The sequence below is a fragment of the Xanthomonas sp. WHRI 8932A genome (genome assembly GCF_035012785.1).
Classification (GTDB): Bacteria; Pseudomonadota; Gammaproteobacteria; order Xanthomonadales; family Xanthomonadaceae; genus Xanthomonas.
Genome location: NZ_JAYGQQ010000002.1, coordinates 24,321 through 38,679 on the forward strand (window position 1 = coordinate 24,321; position 14,359 = coordinate 38,679).

Consider the following 14,359-nt stretch of genomic DNA (forward strand, 5'->3'; position numbering starts at 1 on the left):
CGGCGCTTCATCGACTCACTCGCCGGTGCGAAAACGCGTCGGCGAACAGCCTGCCTGCCGCGCGAAGTAGCGGCTGAAATACGCAGCGTCGAAAAATCCAAGCGCTGCGGCAATCTGCTGCACGCTCAGGCTGGTGTAGCGCAGGTTGCGACGTGCTTCGAGCATGATCCGGCGCTGCAAAAGTTCCAATGCGGACGCATTGGCCAGCCGTCTACACAACGCAGTGAGATGGCCTGGCGTCAGTCCCAGCTGATCCGCGTAGCGGGAGATCGGCCAGTGTGCGCGGTAGTGCTGGTCGATCAAGGTTTGATACGCACGCAGATGCCGCAGGGCCGGATCGGCTTGCGCGTTGGCCACGGCCGCGTCTTGCAGGCCCTGCAGCGCAGCGCGCGCGGTCCAGATCACCAGTTGCGTTGCTGCGGCCTGCAATGCGGCCTCGTGCCCGACGCGCTGATGCGCGTGGTCGTCGGCGATGCTGCCGAACAGCACGTCGAGCAGGCGTTGCGAGGTTTTGACCGGCAGTACTGCCGGCGTCGCCAGGCTGGATTGCAGTAGCGGTGCAGCGCTCAGGGCGTCGCGCACCAGCGGCATGCACAAGGTGATGATGTGCCCGCGCACCTGCGGGTCGAACGCGAAACCGTGCACGCACAGCGGCGGCAGCCATACCACGGTGGCACCCCGCAGACGCTGGGTGCGTCCATCCAGTTGCAGGGTTGCCGGCCCGCGCTGCACATACAGCAGCTGCGCCAGATCTTCATGCCGGTGCGGGGTGATGTGCCAGTCATGCAGCCGGCTGCGTGCGGCGATCGACTCCCAATGCAACAACTCCGGCGCATCGGCGTGCCGCTCGCCGTACAGGCCGAATGCAGGAACAGCAGCGACTGCAGCAGTGTGGTGCGTGCGAGTGGGCATCGTCGAAAAGTCCAAGTACTGCCTGCAATCATCCCTTCAATGGCAGCGGTTGGCTACCGACACTGCAGGTCTGATCATTAAAGGCAGGAGCGCCCCATGCGGACGCAGGTTGCAATCATCGGTGCCGGGCCATCCGGGCTGCTGCTGGGCGAGCTGTTGCTGCGCGCCGGCATCGACACCCTCATCGTCGAACGGCAGACCCCGGAACACGTGGTTGGGCGCATCCGCGCCGGTGTGCTGGAGCAGGGCAGTGTGGAGCTGCTGCAACGCGCCGGTGTCGGCGAGCGCGTGCAGCGCGAAGGGCTGCCGCATCACGGCTTCGAACTATCGCTCGATGGCCAGCGTGAGCGCATCGATCTGCTGCGCGGCTGCGGCCGCGGCGTCACGGTATATGGCCAGACCGAAGTCACCGCCGATCTGATGCAGGCGCGTCAGCGCAGCGGTGCGCCCACCTACTACGACGCACGCGACGTCACCCTGCACGCGCTTGACAGCACCGCACCCAGCGTCGAGTTCACGCATCACGGTGCCCGCCTGCGCGTTGCCTGCGATTACATCGTCGGCTGCGACGGCTTTCATGGGGTCAGCCGCGCCAGCATCCCGGCCGAGCGCATGCGCCTGTTCGAGCGCGTCTATCCGTTCGGCTGGTTAGGCGTGCTGGCCGATACGCCGCCGGTGCACGATGAGCTGATCTATGCGCGCCATCGGCTCGGCTTTGCGTTGTGCTCGATGCGCTCGCCCACCCGCACGCGCTACTACGTGCAGGTGCCGGCAGACGCCCGTGTGGAAGCCTGGAGCGATGCGGCGTTCTGGGATGCACTGCGCGCACGGCTGCCGGCAGCATTGGCCGAACAATTGGTCACCGGCCCATCCATCGAAAAGAGCATCGCGCCGCTGCGCAGCTTCGTCGCCGAACCGATGCAATACGGCCGCCTGTTTCTGGCCGGCGATGCCGCGCATATCGTGCCGCCCACCGGCGCCAAGGGGCTGAACCTGGCGTTGGCCGATGTCGGCCTGCTCGCGCAGTTGTTCGCGCGCTGGAAGGCATCCGGCGATGCCGATGTGTTGCAGCAGTACTCGTCCCTGGCGCTGCAGGGGGTGTGGAAGGCCGAGCGGTTTTCGTGGTGGATGACCACGCTGCTGCACACCTTCGACGACGAGGATGCCTTTACTGCACGCATCCGCCAGGCCGAGCTGGAGTATTTGCTGGGCAGCGACGCCGGCCGCGCGACCATCGCGGAGAACTATGCGGGGCTGCCGATGGCCGAATTGGCCGGGGCCTGACGCAGCCAATTCGAAGGTAATTCTTTTATCACCAGGCAGTTTTGAAATGTCCTGGTGCACTTCCGGGTGGCTAGCGCGGCAGCGGATGTGCTCGGTAGGGTGGCATGGACGCGTGGCGGTTGCTGTCCATGCAAGGACGCGTCATTCCCCCAATAGCGAGCCGTGCGCCAACTCCCCCGCGAGCGCATGACTCGTTTCCTCCCAGGAGAGCCCCATGAAAAAGATTGTTTCCCGCGCCTTGTTGCTGATCATGCTGGTCGCACCGATGGCGGCGTTCGCGCAGACCGCCGTCACTGAAAATACCAATCACCAGAAGATGCTGCTCGGTTCAAATTGGTACGAGACCGCCAACAAGCGCCTGGTCTACGACTTCTGGCGCATCGTGTTCGAAGCGGGGCAGGTGCAGTACGCGCCGATGTACATGGACAAGAACTACATCCAGCACAACCCGAATGTCGCCAACGGGCGCGATGCGTTCATTGCATTTCTGACCGCCTTCGTGAGGCCCACCCCGGTGCAGCCGCGCGTGCAGTTGCCGTTGGTGGCCATCACCGCCGATGGCGATCTGGTCACGCTGGTGTCGGTGCGCACGCTGCCGGACCCGCGTAACCCGGGCAAGACCTATACCACCACCTGGTTCGACATGTTCCGTATCGAAAAGGGTCTGATCAAGGAACATTGGGACCCGGACACCATTGCCGGCCGCGCAAACACCAGCGGCCAGTAATCGTGTGACGTATCGCCGGCCTGCACGATGCAGGCCGGCGATAGATGCGTTGTGTAACCAGCAAACACTGCGGCAGAACGCATGCCGGCAGCCACCATCAGGCGCAGCTGCTTAGCTGATCTTGAAGCCCATCGTCGCTTCCACCGCCTGCTGCCAACCGGCATACAGTTGCTCGCGTTTGTCCTCGGCCATGGCCGGTTCGAAGCGTCGATCCACCGCCCATTGCTTGGCGATTTCTTCGCGGCTGCTCCAGAAGCCGGTCGCAAGACCTGCCAGATAGGCCGCACCGAGCGCGGTGGTTTCGGCCACTTCCGGGCGCAGTACCGGCACGTTGAGAATGTCGCTCTGGAATTGCGCCATGAAATCGTTGGCGATCGCGCCGCCGTCGGCACGCAGCTCCTTCAACTCGATGCCCGAATCGCTCTGCATCGCGGTGAGTACGTCGCGGGTCTGATACGCCATGGATTCGACTGCCGCGCGCACGAAGTGTTCCTTGCTGGTGCCACGGGTCAGGCCGAACACCGCACCACGAATATCGCTGCGCCAATACGGCGCGCCCAGGCCGACGAAGGCTGGCACCAGGTAGACGCCATCGTTATCGCCAGCGCGTTCGGCATAGGCCTGCGAGTCGCTGGCCTTGCCCAGCATGCGCAAGCCATCGCGCAACCACTGCACCACTGAGCCGGCGACGAAGATCGCGCCTTCCAGCGCGTACTCGACCTTGCCATCGATGCCCCAGGCAATGGTGGTCAACAGGCCGGCCTTGGAGATCACCGCCTTGTCGCCTGTATTCATCAGCATGAAACAGCCGGTGCCATAGGTGTTTTTCGCCATGCCCGGCTCAAAACACGCCTGGCCGAACAACGCCGCCTGCTGGTCACCGGCGATGCCTGCGATGGGCACCTGCTCGCCGTAGAAATACTGGGTTTGGGTCATGCCATAGACCTCGCTGGAGGAGCGCACCTCCGGCAGCATCTGCGCCGGTACGTCCAGCATCTCCAGCAGCTCCGCATCCCATTCCAGGGTGTGGATGTTGAACATCATGGTGCGCGAGGCGTTGGTGTAATCGGTCACGTGCACCTTGCCGCCGGTGAGGTTCCAGATCAGCCAGCTGTCGATGGTGCCGAAAGCCAGTTCGCCGTTGCGCGCGCGCTCGCGTGCGCCTTCCACGTGATCGAGAATCCACTTGACCTTGGTGCCGGAAAAATACGCATCGATCAGCAGCCCGGTCTTGTCGCGCACCATCTGCTCATGGCCGGCTTCCTTGAGCTGGGTGCAGATGTCCTTGGTCTGCCGCGATTGCCACACGATGGCGTTGTAGATCGGCTGGCCGGTGGCCTTGTCCCACACCACCGCGGTTTCGCGCTGGTTGGTGATGCCGATGCCGGCGATCGAGCGCGCATCGATCTGCGCGTTGTTGAGCAGCTCGGTAATGGTGGTGTAGACGCTGGTCATGATTTCGCGCGGGTTGTGTTCTACCCAGCCCGGCTGCGGGAAGATCTGCCCGAATTCGCGCTGCGCCACACCGGCCACCTTGCCCTGGCGATCGAACAACATCGCGCGCGAGCTGGTGGTGCCCTGATCGATCGCAAGGACGTATTGCTTTTCCATCGAAGATTCCTCAAACAATGCCGGCATTGGCGCGCGGCGAGAGTGGTCGGTGCAGCCTGGGAGCGATGTGCGGGCTGCCGGTTAGCGGCGGCCCGCACATCGTCGTGGTGGTCGATTCACTGCGGCGGCGACTAGCGCGGATCCAGCGGCGCGGTGTCGCCCTGCAGATGGCGCACGCGCGCCGGCAGGAACGGCAGGATCAGCCACTGGTAGGCCAGTGCGCCGATCGGCCCACCGATCAACGGGCCGACGATCGGGATCCACCAGTAATTGTCCTTGGCCGGCAACGCCGCTTCGCCCCAGCCGGCGAAATACGCGAACAGACGCGGGCCGAAATCGCGCGCCGGGTTCATCGCCCATGCTTCCAGATAGCCCATCGACGCACCCAGCGTTGCCACCAGCAGGCCGATCATCAACGCGCCGGAATTGGCGCCTGGCGCAGCTTCGTTGAAGCGCTCGGTGATGGCGAAGATGCCGAAGATCAGGAACGCGGTGATGATGATCTGGTCGACCAGCGCATGCATCGGGGTGACCGCAAGACCGGGCGCGGTGAAGAACACACCGGCCGCGCCGCCTGCTTCGCGGGTGAGCTGCTGCACCTGGTTGAAATGGTCGATCACCGGCCCGTACAACTGATAGACGATGGCCGCGCCCAGGAAGGCGCCGATGACCTGCGCAATCCAGTACGGCACTACCTTTTTCCAAGAAAAATCGCGGAATAGCGCCAGCGCTAGCGTGACCGCCGGGTTGGCGTGCGTGCCCGACACCGAGCCGGTCACGTAGATCGCCAGCGTCACCGCCAGGCCCCAGGCGATACACACGCCCCAATATGCGTTTTGGTAAGGACTGGGGTCGTAGAGGATGTACATCGCCGCGACCGAATCGCCGAGCGCGATGATGATGAACATCGCGATCGCCTCGGAAATCAACTCACCCACGAGTTGACGGCTCATGCGCGCAGGCCCGCGAGCAGGTCATTGCAACGAACAGGGGATTGCGACGCGCGCGTTGGCGCGCAGGGGGAGTGGGTCGTGCTCATCGGGGGTGCCCTCCACAGGGTGATGCAGGCAGTGCGCCAGGATACGTTGCCGGACGACCCGTCCTCGCCGGCAACGCGGTGTGTTCAAACAGTTGCGGCATCGGCTGGTTGCGGCGCCTGCGTCTGCAGATAGTCTTCCAGCCGCGCACGTCCGGCTGCATCGATCCGCAGCCCGAGTTTGCTGCGACGCCACAGGATATCGTCGGCGGTCTGCGCCCATTCGTGTTGACGCAGGTAGTCCACCTCGGCCTGATACAGGTCTGCGCCGAAGTGCGTGCCCAGGCCGGCCACATTCTGCGCATCGCCCAACAGTTGCTCTGCACAGGTGCCGTAATTGCGCACCAGCCGCTGCGCGGTGGCGGCAGGCAACCAGGGGCGCGCGCTGCCCACACGTTCGAGCAGGCTGGCGATATCGCGTTGTTCACCGCCCGGCAGTGCGTCTCCACGCGCGGTCCATGCCGGCTTGCGGACGCCCAGCACATGGGTGAGCCGGTCGACCGCCTCTTCGGCGAGCTTGCGGTAGGTGGTCAACTTGCCGCCGAACACGTTGAGCAGCGGCGCGCCGTCGTTGATGACTTCCAGTTGATAGTCGCGGGTCACTTCGGCGGCGTTGTCTTCGGCATCGTCCAGCAGCGGGCGCACACCGCTGTAATTCCACACCACGTCCTGCGGGCTGATCTGCTTCTGGAAATACAGGTTCACCGCATCGCACAGGTACTGCACCTCGGCCGCGTCGATCTTGGGTGCGGCGGGGTCGGCCTCGTAGTCGACGTCGGTGGTGCCGATCAAGGTGAAGTCATGCTCGTACGGGATGGCGAACACGATGCGCCGGTCCGGTTGCTGGAAGATGTAGGCGTGATCGTGATCGAACAGCTTGGGCACCACGATATGGCTGCCCTTGACCAGGCGCAGCGCATGCTGATGCGGCACCGCCGCCACCTTGTCCAGGAACGACACCGCCCACGGCCCGGCCGCATTGGCCAGTGCGCGCGCCTGCACGGTGCGGCGGCGGCCGTCGCGGTCTTCGAGCTCGGCGTACCAGAACCCGGCATCTCGCCAGGCACCCACGCAGCGCGTGCGGGTGTGGATCTTGGCGCCGCGCTTGGCGGCATCCATCGCATTGAGCACCACCAAGCGCGCGTCCTGCACCCAGGCATCGGAATAGACGAAGCCGGTGCGCAGCGATTCCTGCAACGGCTGCCCGACCGGGTGTGTGCGCAGCGACAGCCGGCGCGAGCGCGGCAGGCTGCGCTTGCTGCCGCCAAGGTGGTCGTACAGGAACAAGCCGGCGCGGATCATCCAGGCCGGGCGCAAATGCGGTTGATGCGGCAACAGAAAGCGCAGCGGCCAGATGATGTGCGGGGCCAGGCGCAACAGCACTTCGCGCTCGGCCAGTGCCTTGCCGACCAGCGCGAATTCGTATTGCTCCAGATAGCGCAGCCCACCATGGATCAGCTTGGTGCTGGCGCTACTGGTATGCGAGGCAAGATCGTCCTGCTCGCAGAGACACACCGACAGACCGCGCCCGGCCGCATCGCGGGCGATGCCGACCCCGTTGATGCCGCCGCCTACCACCAGAAGATCGTACGTCTCGCCCATCGCTATCTCCGTCCAGGTGCGCTGAGGAGCGAACCTAAGTTTTCATGTTCGAACATATTCGAACATCCAACCTTTTCGGAACGTGAAGACATGGATTGCCTTTGAATGAAAGGCTTTTTAGGTTATGTGGCCCATCGAAAATTGAGAATTCATTGAGAAAATGAATCAATTGAGAGGGCAGGACGGCATCTGCGTATCGCAAACGTACTTAAACGAACAATCTCTCAGCCCGTGTCGGTCGCGCTCGCCAGGTGCACCCGGGTGCCGGCCTCGGCCAGCACGCTGGCCAGTTCCTGCGGCGGCGGTCGGTCGGTGAACCAGTCGTGCACCTGTGCGATGGCGCCCAGCCGCACCATGGCGTTGCGGCCGAACTTGCTGTGGTCGGCAGCAAGCACCACCTGGCGCGAGTGCTCGATGATGGCCTGGGCCACCCGCACTTCCTGGTAATCGAAATCCAGCAGGGTGCCGTCCAGATCGATCCCGGAAATGCCGATCACCCCGAAGTCCACCTTGAACTGACGGATCAGCTCCACCGTGGCCTCGCCGGTCACGCCCTGGTCGCGCCCGCGCACCACGCCGCCGGCCACGATCACCTCGAAACTGGGGTTGGCGCTGAGCATTACCGCCACGTTGAGGTTGTTGGTGATCACGCGCAGGCCGCGATGCTGCAGCAATGCGCGCGCGACTTCTTCGTTGGTGGTGCCGAGGTTGATGAACAGCGAGGCGTCGTCGGGAATGAAGCGCGCGACGTGCGTGGCGATGTGCTGCTTTTCGCGTGCCTGCAGCGCCTTGCGCGCGGTGTAGGCCAGGTTTTCCACGCTGGAGGGCATGCTGACGCCGCCGTGGTAGCGACGCAGCACGCCGGCATCGCACAGCAAGGTCAGATCGCGCCGAATAGTTTGCGGGGTGACCTCAAAGCGCGTGGCCAGGCCTTCGACATCGGCAAAGCCCTGCTGCCGCACCAGCGCCACCAATTGCTCCTGGCGCGGGTTCAATGCCGGCGCCGGGACAGTCCTGTAGTGAGTTGACTCCATGCGCAGATGATCGCGCATGCGCGTGAGGATGCAAGCACAGCGGTTGCAGGCCTTGGTCCGCCAAGCGGACCGATCGCTCTGCGCCGTCGCACGGCGCATGGCGAGTCAGCAGCACCGCGCCGGCGCAATGGCGGGCGCGGTCAGCATGACCGCTACGCTCAGCCCAGCCCGCCGCGGTAGCCGGTATCGATGCTGATGCTGCCACCCACCGCACGCGACACGCAGGCGCACAGTTTGCGATTTTCGCGGCGTTGCTCGTCGCTGAAGAACACATCGCGGTGATCGATATCGGCCGCGCTGTCGAGCACCTCCACCACGCACAACCCGCATTCGCCACGACGGCATTCGGCAATCAGCTCCACCCCGGCATCGGCCAGGGCATCGAGCATCGATTCGTTTTCGGCCACCGGCACTTCCAGGCCGAGCCCGGGCAGCTTGACCACGAACGCTTGCGCCGGTACCCGGCCACTATTGCCGAAGGTTTCAAAATGCAACCGCGCGCGCGGGCGACCGCCGGCATGCCAGTGTTGGCGCACCGCTTCCAGCATCCCCAACGGCCCGCACACATAGACCTCGGCATTGGGCGACAGCCGCGCTAGTTCGGCGGCAAGATCGGGCGGGCCGTCAGCGTCGTCGCAATGGAGCTGCAGACGCGCGCCGAGCAGCGCTTCCAACTGGTCCACGTAGGCCATCGCGCTGCGCGAGCGCCCGACATACAGCAGGCGAAACGCCTGATGCCGCTGCGCCAGCCGCTGCGCCATGCCCAGGATCGGTGTGATGCCAATACCGCCGGCGATCAACAGGATTTCTTCGCCGCGTTCGTCCAGCGCAAAGTTGTTGTTCGGGGGAGATATCTCCACTGCATCGCCGGGCTGCAGCGTCCACATATGCCGCGAGCCGCCACGGCTGTCCGGCATCTGCCGTACCGCGATCTGGTAATGCCCGTCCGCACGCGGCTCGCCCACCAGCGAGTAAGAGCGCACATCGCTGCGGCCATGCAATTGCACGCGAAAATCCAGGTGGCTGCCCACCTCGAAGGTGCGTGCTGCGGTGCCCGGATCGAGCACGATTTCGCGCACGCCGTCGCAGGCGTCGGCAATGCTGACGACATGGGCGCGATGCCATTGGGTGTCTTTACGCATAAGGAACTCCAGGCAGAAGAGCGTGCCGGGCACTGCCGGCGTTGAATGCATGGGCGCGGCCGATCAGTGCGCCGCCGCGCACCTGGGCGATGGCCGCGGGGGTTTGCAGGATGTGGCGCAAATTGCGGTGCGCCAGACGTGCGTGCTCGCGCATCAGCGCTTCGGCGCGGCTGCCATGGCGCTGCTCGATGGCGGCAATCACTTCGCGATGCTGGTCCTGTGCCAGGGTCAGGATCACATGCGCGTCGGCAGCACTGGTCTGTGCCATAACCAGGCTATTGGGCGAGGCGAAGGGCAGCTGCAGCACGCGGGTGAGTTCGCGGCCGAGCACGTCGCTGCCGGCCATCGCCACCAGCAAGGCGTGGAACAGCGCATTGGCCTGGACATAGGCGGCGAAGTCGATGGCCTGCGGTGGCGTGCCGACAATGGCATCGATCTCCGCCAGCAGCGCGTGCGCCTGGGCAAGCTGCGCGTGTGAGACACCGCGCTCGGCGGCCATGCGTGCGGCCAGCCCTTCGAGCGTGCCGCGCAGTTCGATGGCGTCGTGCACGTCGCGCTCGCTGAAGGCCTGCACCGCGTAGCCGCCACCCGGCAGCGCGCGGGCCAGGCCTTCTTCGCACAGGCGTTGCAGTGCCGCACGTACCGGCGTACGCGACATGCCCAGCCGTTGCACCACGGCCAACTCGGACAATCGCGCACCAGAGGGCAGGGTGCCGTCGAGGATCAGCTCACGCAGCGAGAGCAGCGCGCGGGTGGTTTGCGCGGCGCTGCTGTGGAACGGTGTGGTCGGTGGCATGGCGGTCTCCTGTGCGCTGCGCTCAGCCCACCATGCGCAGCGACAGATCCTGCGCGCGCTGTTCCTGGGCAATCAGACGATCGATCACCCGCCGTGCCCACATGCCGCCGGAATCGACGTTGAGGTTGTAGAAGGTGTGATCCGGGTGCGCATCGATGGCGCGTTGCTGCGCTTCCAGGATCGCCTCGTCCTCGCCGAACACACCGGTGACGCCGGCGCGGGTGAGCGTGGTCAACGACTGATCGTGCAGCGCGTAGTTGCGCATGAACGCCCAGAAATAGTGGCAGGTGGTGTCGGTCTCCGGCGTAATCGTATTGAGCACATAACCGTTGACGCCCTGACTGCGGTCGCCCTCCGGCGCGCCGGTGCCGGTGATGGCTACACCGACATCGATGGCGATGGTGCCGGGCGCTTCGAAGCGGATGATCTGCCAGCGGTCGACCTTGCCGTGGTAATCCAGGTGTTTCGCAATCTGGCTGGCCCAGAACGGCGGCGGGTCGATGTTGCGCATCCAGCGCGAGACCACCACCGAGCGGTCGCCATGCACAACATCGAACGGCGCTTCGGCGATCTCGTCCTGGCCGATGCTGGACCCGTGCACGAAGGTCTCGTGGGTCAGGTCCATCAGGTTATCCAGCACCAATCGGTAATCGCACTTGGCGTAAATGGTGCGGCCATCGCCGGCCCAGGCCGGGTCGTGCGCCCAATGCAGGTCGGGGATGAGCGCGGTGTCGGCCTGCGCAGGGTCGCCTGGCCAGATCCACACGTAGCGATGCTTCTCGGCCACCGGAAAACTGCGCACGCAGGCGGACGGGTTGATGGTCTCCTGCGAGGGCATGTGCACGCAGCGGCCCTGGGTGTTGTAGACCAGGCCGTGATAGCCGCACACCACATCGTCGCCGCGCAGCTTGCCCATCGACAGCGGCACCAGCCGGTGCCAGCAAGCGTCTTCCAGCGCGACCACTGCGCCGGCCGTGGTGCGGTAGACCACCACTTCCAGGTTGCAGACCTTGCGCGGCGTCAGGGCGTGCTTGATTTCGTGGTCCCAGGCGACGGCATACCACGCGTTGAGGGGAAACAGCGGCTTGGACTGGGACATGACCGTGACTCCTGGGGTTTTTGTATACAACCTGGGATACGAATCGACGCACTGCGTCGGCCGGCAACCAGTTAGCGCGCATTCCAGCGCTGGCGTCTGCTTGCGAGCGAAGTTATGTATACACCGGAGACAATGTCGGAGCGTTATTGCCAGATGGAAATTGTGCGATTATCGAATTCAATCGCCGATAATCGTATTGACCGCGCTGTTCGGCCGGCTCTACCGTGGCTGTACGTTCGCAGCGCGGGGTGGTGCCATGGTCGAAATCGTCTCCCTGAGAGATGCGGTGTCCCACCTGATCGCCGACGGCGATTGCGTGGCGATGGAGGGTTTCACCCATCTGATCCCGCATGCGGCCGGCCATGAAGTGATCCGCCAGCGCAAACGCGAGCTGCGTCTGGTGCGCATGACACCGGACCTGATCTACGACCAGCTGATCGGCGCCGGCTGCGCATCGGCGTTGCGGTTTTCGTGGGGCGGCAATCCGGGGGTCGGCTCGCTGCACCGGCTGCGCGATGCAGTCGAACACGCCTGGCCGCAGCCGCTGCAGATCCGCGAACATAGCCATGCCGACATGGCCAACGCCTACGTGGCCGGTGCGTCGGGCCTGCCATTCGCGGTGCTGCGCGGCTATGTCGGTTCGGACCTGCCGCGCGTCAACGACAGCATCAAGTTCCTGCAATGCCCGTACACCGGCGAAACGCTGGCCACCACGCCGGCGGTGAACCCCGATGTCACCGTCATCCACGCACAGCAGGCCGACCGACGCGGCAACGTCTTGCTGTGGGGGATTCTTGGGGTGCAGAAAGAGGCGGCACTGGCCGCGCGCAAGCTGATCGTGACGGTGGAAGAAATCGTCGACACGCTCGACGCGCCAGCCAACGCCTGCATCCTGCCGCGCTGGGTGGTCGATGCGGTGTGTCATGTGCCTGGCGGCGCGGCGCCGTCGTACGCGCATGGCTACTACGCCCGCGACAACCGGTTTTATCTGGCCTGGGACGCGATTGCGCGCGACCGCGCGCGCTTCCAGGCGTGGATCCAGACGCATATTCTGGACACCGACGACTTCGCCGCATTCATGCGCGTGTATGAGCACTCGCAGCAGCAGGAGGCCGCATGAGCGCGTACAGCACCAATGAAATGATGACTGTGGCCGCGGCGCGCCGCCTGCCCGATGAAGCGGTGTGTTTCGTCGGCATCGGTCTGCCGTCCACCGCGGCCAATCTGGCCCGGCTCACGCATGCGCCGGATGTCACCTTGATCTACGAATCCGGCCCGATCGGCGCACGCCCGGACGTACTGCCGCTCTCGATCGGCGACGGCGAGCTGGCCGAGACTGCCGACACCGTGGTCTCCACGCCGGAGATTTTTCGTTACTGGTTGCAGGGCGGTCGGGTAGATGTCGGCTTCCTGGGCGCGGCGCAGATCGATCGCCACGCCAACCTCAACACCACTGTGATCGGCGATTACGCCGCGCCGAAGACGCGGTTGCCCGGCGCCGGTGGCGCGCCGGAAATCGCGGCCAGCGCCAAGCAGGTGTTCATCATCATGCGGCAGTCCAAACGCAGCTTCGTGTCGGTGCTGGACTTCATCACCACGGTCGGGCATCTGGACGGTGGCGATGCGCGCACGCGTGCCGGCCTGCCAGGCGCCGGCCCCACCGTGGTGGTCACCGACCTGTGCGTGATGGAACCCGATGCGGTGACCCGCGAACTCACCGTGACTTCGCTGCACCCGGGGATCAGCCGCGAGCAGGTCAGCGCGGCGACTGGTTGGTCGATCCGCTTTGCCGACGACCTCGCCCAGACCGCACCGCCCAGCACGACGGAACTGCATGCATTGCGCGCGCTGCAGGCGCGTACCGACGCCGCACATGGCACCCACTCGGCAGGAGCGGAGGCATGAGCGAGGTCTATCTGATCGACGGCATCCGCACGCCCATCGGCCGTTACGGCGGCGTGCTGTCCAGCGTGCGTCCCGACGACCTGGGCGCGGTGCCGATTGCCGCGTTGCTGGCCCGTCATCCGCAGCTGGACCCGGCCGCCATCGACGATGTGTATCTGGGCTGCGCCAACCAGGCCGGCGAAGACAACCGCAATGTCGCGCGTATGAGCCTGTTGCTGGCGGGCCTGCCGAGTTCGGTGCCGGGCAGCACGCTCAATCGCCTGTGCGGTTCCGGGTTGGATGCGATCGGCACGGTGGCGCGCGGCATCCGCGCCGAGGAGCTGGGGCTGGCGATCGCCGGCGGTGTCGAATCGATGTCGCGCGCGCCCTGGGTGATGGGCAAGGCCGAAAGCGCCTTCGCCCGCACCCAGCAGCTCGAAGACACCACCATGGGCTGGCGCTTCATCAACCCGCGCCTGCAAGCCGCCTACGGCACCGAGTTGATGGGCGAAACCGCCGAGAACGTCGCGCAGCGCCATGCCATTTCGCGCGAGGATCAGGACGCTTTCGCATTGCGTAGCCAGCAGCGCGTGGCCGCCGCCCAGGCCGCCGGTTTCTTCGATGCGGAGATCACTTCGGTACCGGTGGCGGCGCGCAAGGGCGGCGATGCCGTCAGCGTCGAATACGACGAAGCGCCGCGCCCGAATACCACCGCCGAGATGCTGGCCAAGCTCAAACCAGTGTTCCGCCAGCCCGGCAGCGTGACGGCCGGCAATGCGTCCGGCATCAACGACGGTGCTGCCGCGTTGTTGTTGGCATCCGCGCAGGCCGTGCAGACGCATCGGTTGACCCCGCGCGCACGCGTGCTGGGTTTTGCGTCGGCAGGTGTCGAGCCGGCCTACATGGGCATGGGCCCGGTGCCGGCCACGCAGCGTCTGTTGGCGCGGCTGAACTTGCGCATCGAGCAGTTCGATGCGATCGAACTCAACGAAGCCTTCGCCGCGCAGGCGTTGGCCTGCACGCGCGCGTTCGGGTTCCCCGACGATGCTGCGCATGTCAACGCCAACGGCGGCGCCATTGCGCTCGGTCATCCGCTCGGCATGAGCGGCGCGCGGCTGGCGCTCACCTTGCTGCGGCAACTGGAAGCGTGCAACGGCCGGCTCGGGCTGGCCAGCATGTGCGTCGGTGTAGGGCAGGGTGTGGCACTGGCGATCGAGCGCCTGTGAGCCGGC

At 65.3% G+C, this 14,359-nt stretch carries 13 protein-coding genes; 5 read left to right on the forward strand and 8 right to left on the reverse strand.

Translation table 11 applies throughout. The annotated features are described in order from the left end of the window. Window positions 1-15: 15 nt before the first annotated feature. Window positions 16-912, reverse strand: a complete 897-nt coding sequence (locus VC212_RS02875; protein WP_323514545.1) for a helix-turn-helix domain-containing protein — start codon at window positions 910-912, stop codon at window positions 16-18. Window positions 913-1,008: 96 nt separating this feature from the next. On the opposite strand from VC212_RS02875, the gene pobA reads away from it, so the two are divergent. Then, window positions 1,009-2,196 (forward strand): 4-hydroxybenzoate 3-monooxygenase, encoded by a 1,188-nt coding sequence (gene pobA, locus VC212_RS02880; protein ID WP_323514544.1) that lies wholly within the window; start codon window positions 1,009-1,011, stop codon window positions 2,194-2,196. Between the two features lie 214 nt (window positions 2,197-2,410). Further along, window positions 2,411-2,923 carry a nuclear transport factor 2 family protein gene (locus VC212_RS02885; protein ID WP_055853403.1) on the forward strand — a complete coding sequence of 171 codons (513 nt, stop codon included), beginning with the start codon at window positions 2,411-2,413 and terminating at the stop codon, window positions 2,921-2,923. A gap of 111 nt (window positions 2,924-3,034) precedes the next feature. Here VC212_RS02885 and glpK read toward each other — a convergent pair whose 3' ends face one another. From glpK to VC212_RS02920, 7 genes are all read right to left on the reverse strand, one after another. Then, window positions 3,035-4,534, reverse strand: coding sequence for a glycerol kinase GlpK (gene glpK, locus VC212_RS02890; protein WP_115512812.1), 1,500 nt, complete (start codon window positions 4,532-4,534; stop codon window positions 3,035-3,037). A 131-nt stretch (window positions 4,535-4,665) separates the two neighbouring features. Beyond that, complete coding sequence (locus VC212_RS02895; protein WP_055853399.1) at window positions 4,666-5,487, reverse strand: MIP/aquaporin family protein; 822 nt, start codon at window positions 5,485-5,487, stop codon at window positions 4,666-4,668. 170 nt (window positions 5,488-5,657) lie between these two features. Further along, window positions 5,658-7,172 carry a glycerol-3-phosphate dehydrogenase gene (gene glpD / locus VC212_RS02900; protein ID WP_323514542.1) on the reverse strand — a complete coding sequence of 505 codons (1,515 nt, stop codon included), beginning with the start codon at window positions 7,170-7,172 and terminating at the stop codon, window positions 5,658-5,660. A gap of 224 nt (window positions 7,173-7,396) precedes the next feature. Beyond that, window positions 7,397-8,224 carry a DeoR family transcriptional regulator gene (locus VC212_RS02905; protein WP_323514541.1) on the reverse strand — a complete coding sequence of 276 codons (828 nt, stop codon included), beginning with the start codon at window positions 8,222-8,224 and terminating at the stop codon, window positions 7,397-7,399. A 140-nt stretch (window positions 8,225-8,364) separates the two neighbouring features. Beyond that, complete coding sequence (locus VC212_RS02910; protein WP_055853394.1) at window positions 8,365-9,348, reverse strand: PDR/VanB family oxidoreductase; 984 nt, start codon at window positions 9,346-9,348, stop codon at window positions 8,365-8,367. Beyond that, window positions 9,341-10,144: a GntR family transcriptional regulator gene (locus VC212_RS02915; protein ID WP_055853392.1), complete on the reverse strand. Its 804-nt coding sequence runs from the start codon at window positions 10,142-10,144 to the stop codon at window positions 9,341-9,343. The genes VC212_RS02910 and VC212_RS02915 overlap by 8 nt, the downstream gene beginning before the upstream one ends. Window positions 10,145-10,166: 22 nt before the next feature. Then, entirely contained in the window at window positions 10,167-11,243 is a 1,077-nt protein-coding gene (locus tag VC212_RS02920; protein ID WP_055853391.1) for an aromatic ring-hydroxylating dioxygenase subunit alpha, read from the reverse strand. 256 nt (window positions 11,244-11,499) lie between these two features. On the opposite strand from VC212_RS02920, the gene VC212_RS02925 reads away from it, so the two are divergent. Genes VC212_RS02925 through pcaF form a run of 3 tightly spaced genes read left to right on the forward strand, consistent with a single transcriptional unit; the run spans window position 11,500 to window position 14,353 of the window. Then, window positions 11,500-12,363, forward strand: a complete 864-nt coding sequence (locus VC212_RS02925; protein WP_323514578.1) for a CoA-transferase — start codon at window positions 11,500-11,502, stop codon at window positions 12,361-12,363. Next, entirely contained in the window at window positions 12,360-13,148 is a 789-nt protein-coding gene (locus VC212_RS02930) for a CoA-transferase subunit beta (protein WP_323514539.1), read from the forward strand. Before VC212_RS02925 ends, VC212_RS02930 begins: the two co-directional genes overlap by 4 nt. Further along, the gene (gene pcaF, locus VC212_RS02935; RefSeq protein ID WP_115552719.1) at window positions 13,145-14,353 is read left to right on the forward strand and encodes a 3-oxoadipyl-CoA thiolase; all 1,209 of its coding nucleotides are present in this window, start codon (window positions 13,145-13,147) and stop codon (window positions 14,351-14,353) included. Before VC212_RS02930 ends, pcaF begins: the two co-directional genes overlap by 4 nt. The last annotated feature ends 6 nt before the right edge of the window (window positions 14,354-14,359 follow it).

Bases quoted from the DNA above. Each gene is read 5' to 3' on its own strand.
- VC212_RS02905 (WP_323514541.1), bottom strand. From the start codon at position 8,224: ATGCGCGATCATCTGCGCATGGAGTCAACTCACTACAGGACTGTCCCG.
- pobA (WP_323514544.1), top strand. From the start codon at position 1,009: ATGCGGACGCAGGTTGCAATCATCGGTGCCGGGCCATCCGGGCTGCTG.
- VC212_RS02875 (WP_323514545.1), bottom strand. From the start codon at position 912: ATGCCCACTCGCACGCACCACACTGCTGCAGTCGCTGCTGTTCCTGCA.
- glpK (WP_115512812.1), bottom strand. From the start codon at position 4,534: ATGGAAAAGCAATACGTCCTTGCGATCGATCAGGGCACCACCAGCTCG.
- VC212_RS02930 (WP_323514539.1), top strand. From the start codon at position 12,360: ATGAGCGCGTACAGCACCAATGAAATGATGACTGTGGCCGCGGCGCGC.
- VC212_RS02920 (WP_055853391.1), bottom strand. From the start codon at position 11,243: ATGTCCCAGTCCAAGCCGCTGTTTCCCCTCAACGCGTGGTATGCCGTC.
- VC212_RS02915 (WP_055853392.1), bottom strand. From the start codon at position 10,144: ATGCCACCGACCACACCGTTCCACAGCAGCGCCGCGCAAACCACCCGC.
- VC212_RS02910 (WP_055853394.1), bottom strand. From the start codon at position 9,348: ATGCGTAAAGACACCCAATGGCATCGCGCCCATGTCGTCAGCATTGCC.
- pcaF (WP_115552719.1), top strand. From the start codon at position 13,145: ATGAGCGAGGTCTATCTGATCGACGGCATCCGCACGCCCATCGGCCGT.
- glpD (WP_323514542.1), bottom strand. From the start codon at position 7,172: ATGGGCGAGACGTACGATCTTCTGGTGGTAGGCGGCGGCATCAACGGG.
- VC212_RS02895 (WP_055853399.1), bottom strand. From the start codon at position 5,487: ATGAGCCGTCAACTCGTGGGTGAGTTGATTTCCGAGGCGATCGCGATG.
- VC212_RS02925 (WP_323514578.1), top strand. From the start codon at position 11,500: ATGGTCGAAATCGTCTCCCTGAGAGATGCGGTGTCCCACCTGATCGCC.
- VC212_RS02885 (WP_055853403.1), top strand. From the start codon at position 2,411: ATGAAAAAGATTGTTTCCCGCGCCTTGTTGCTGATCATGCTGGTCGCA.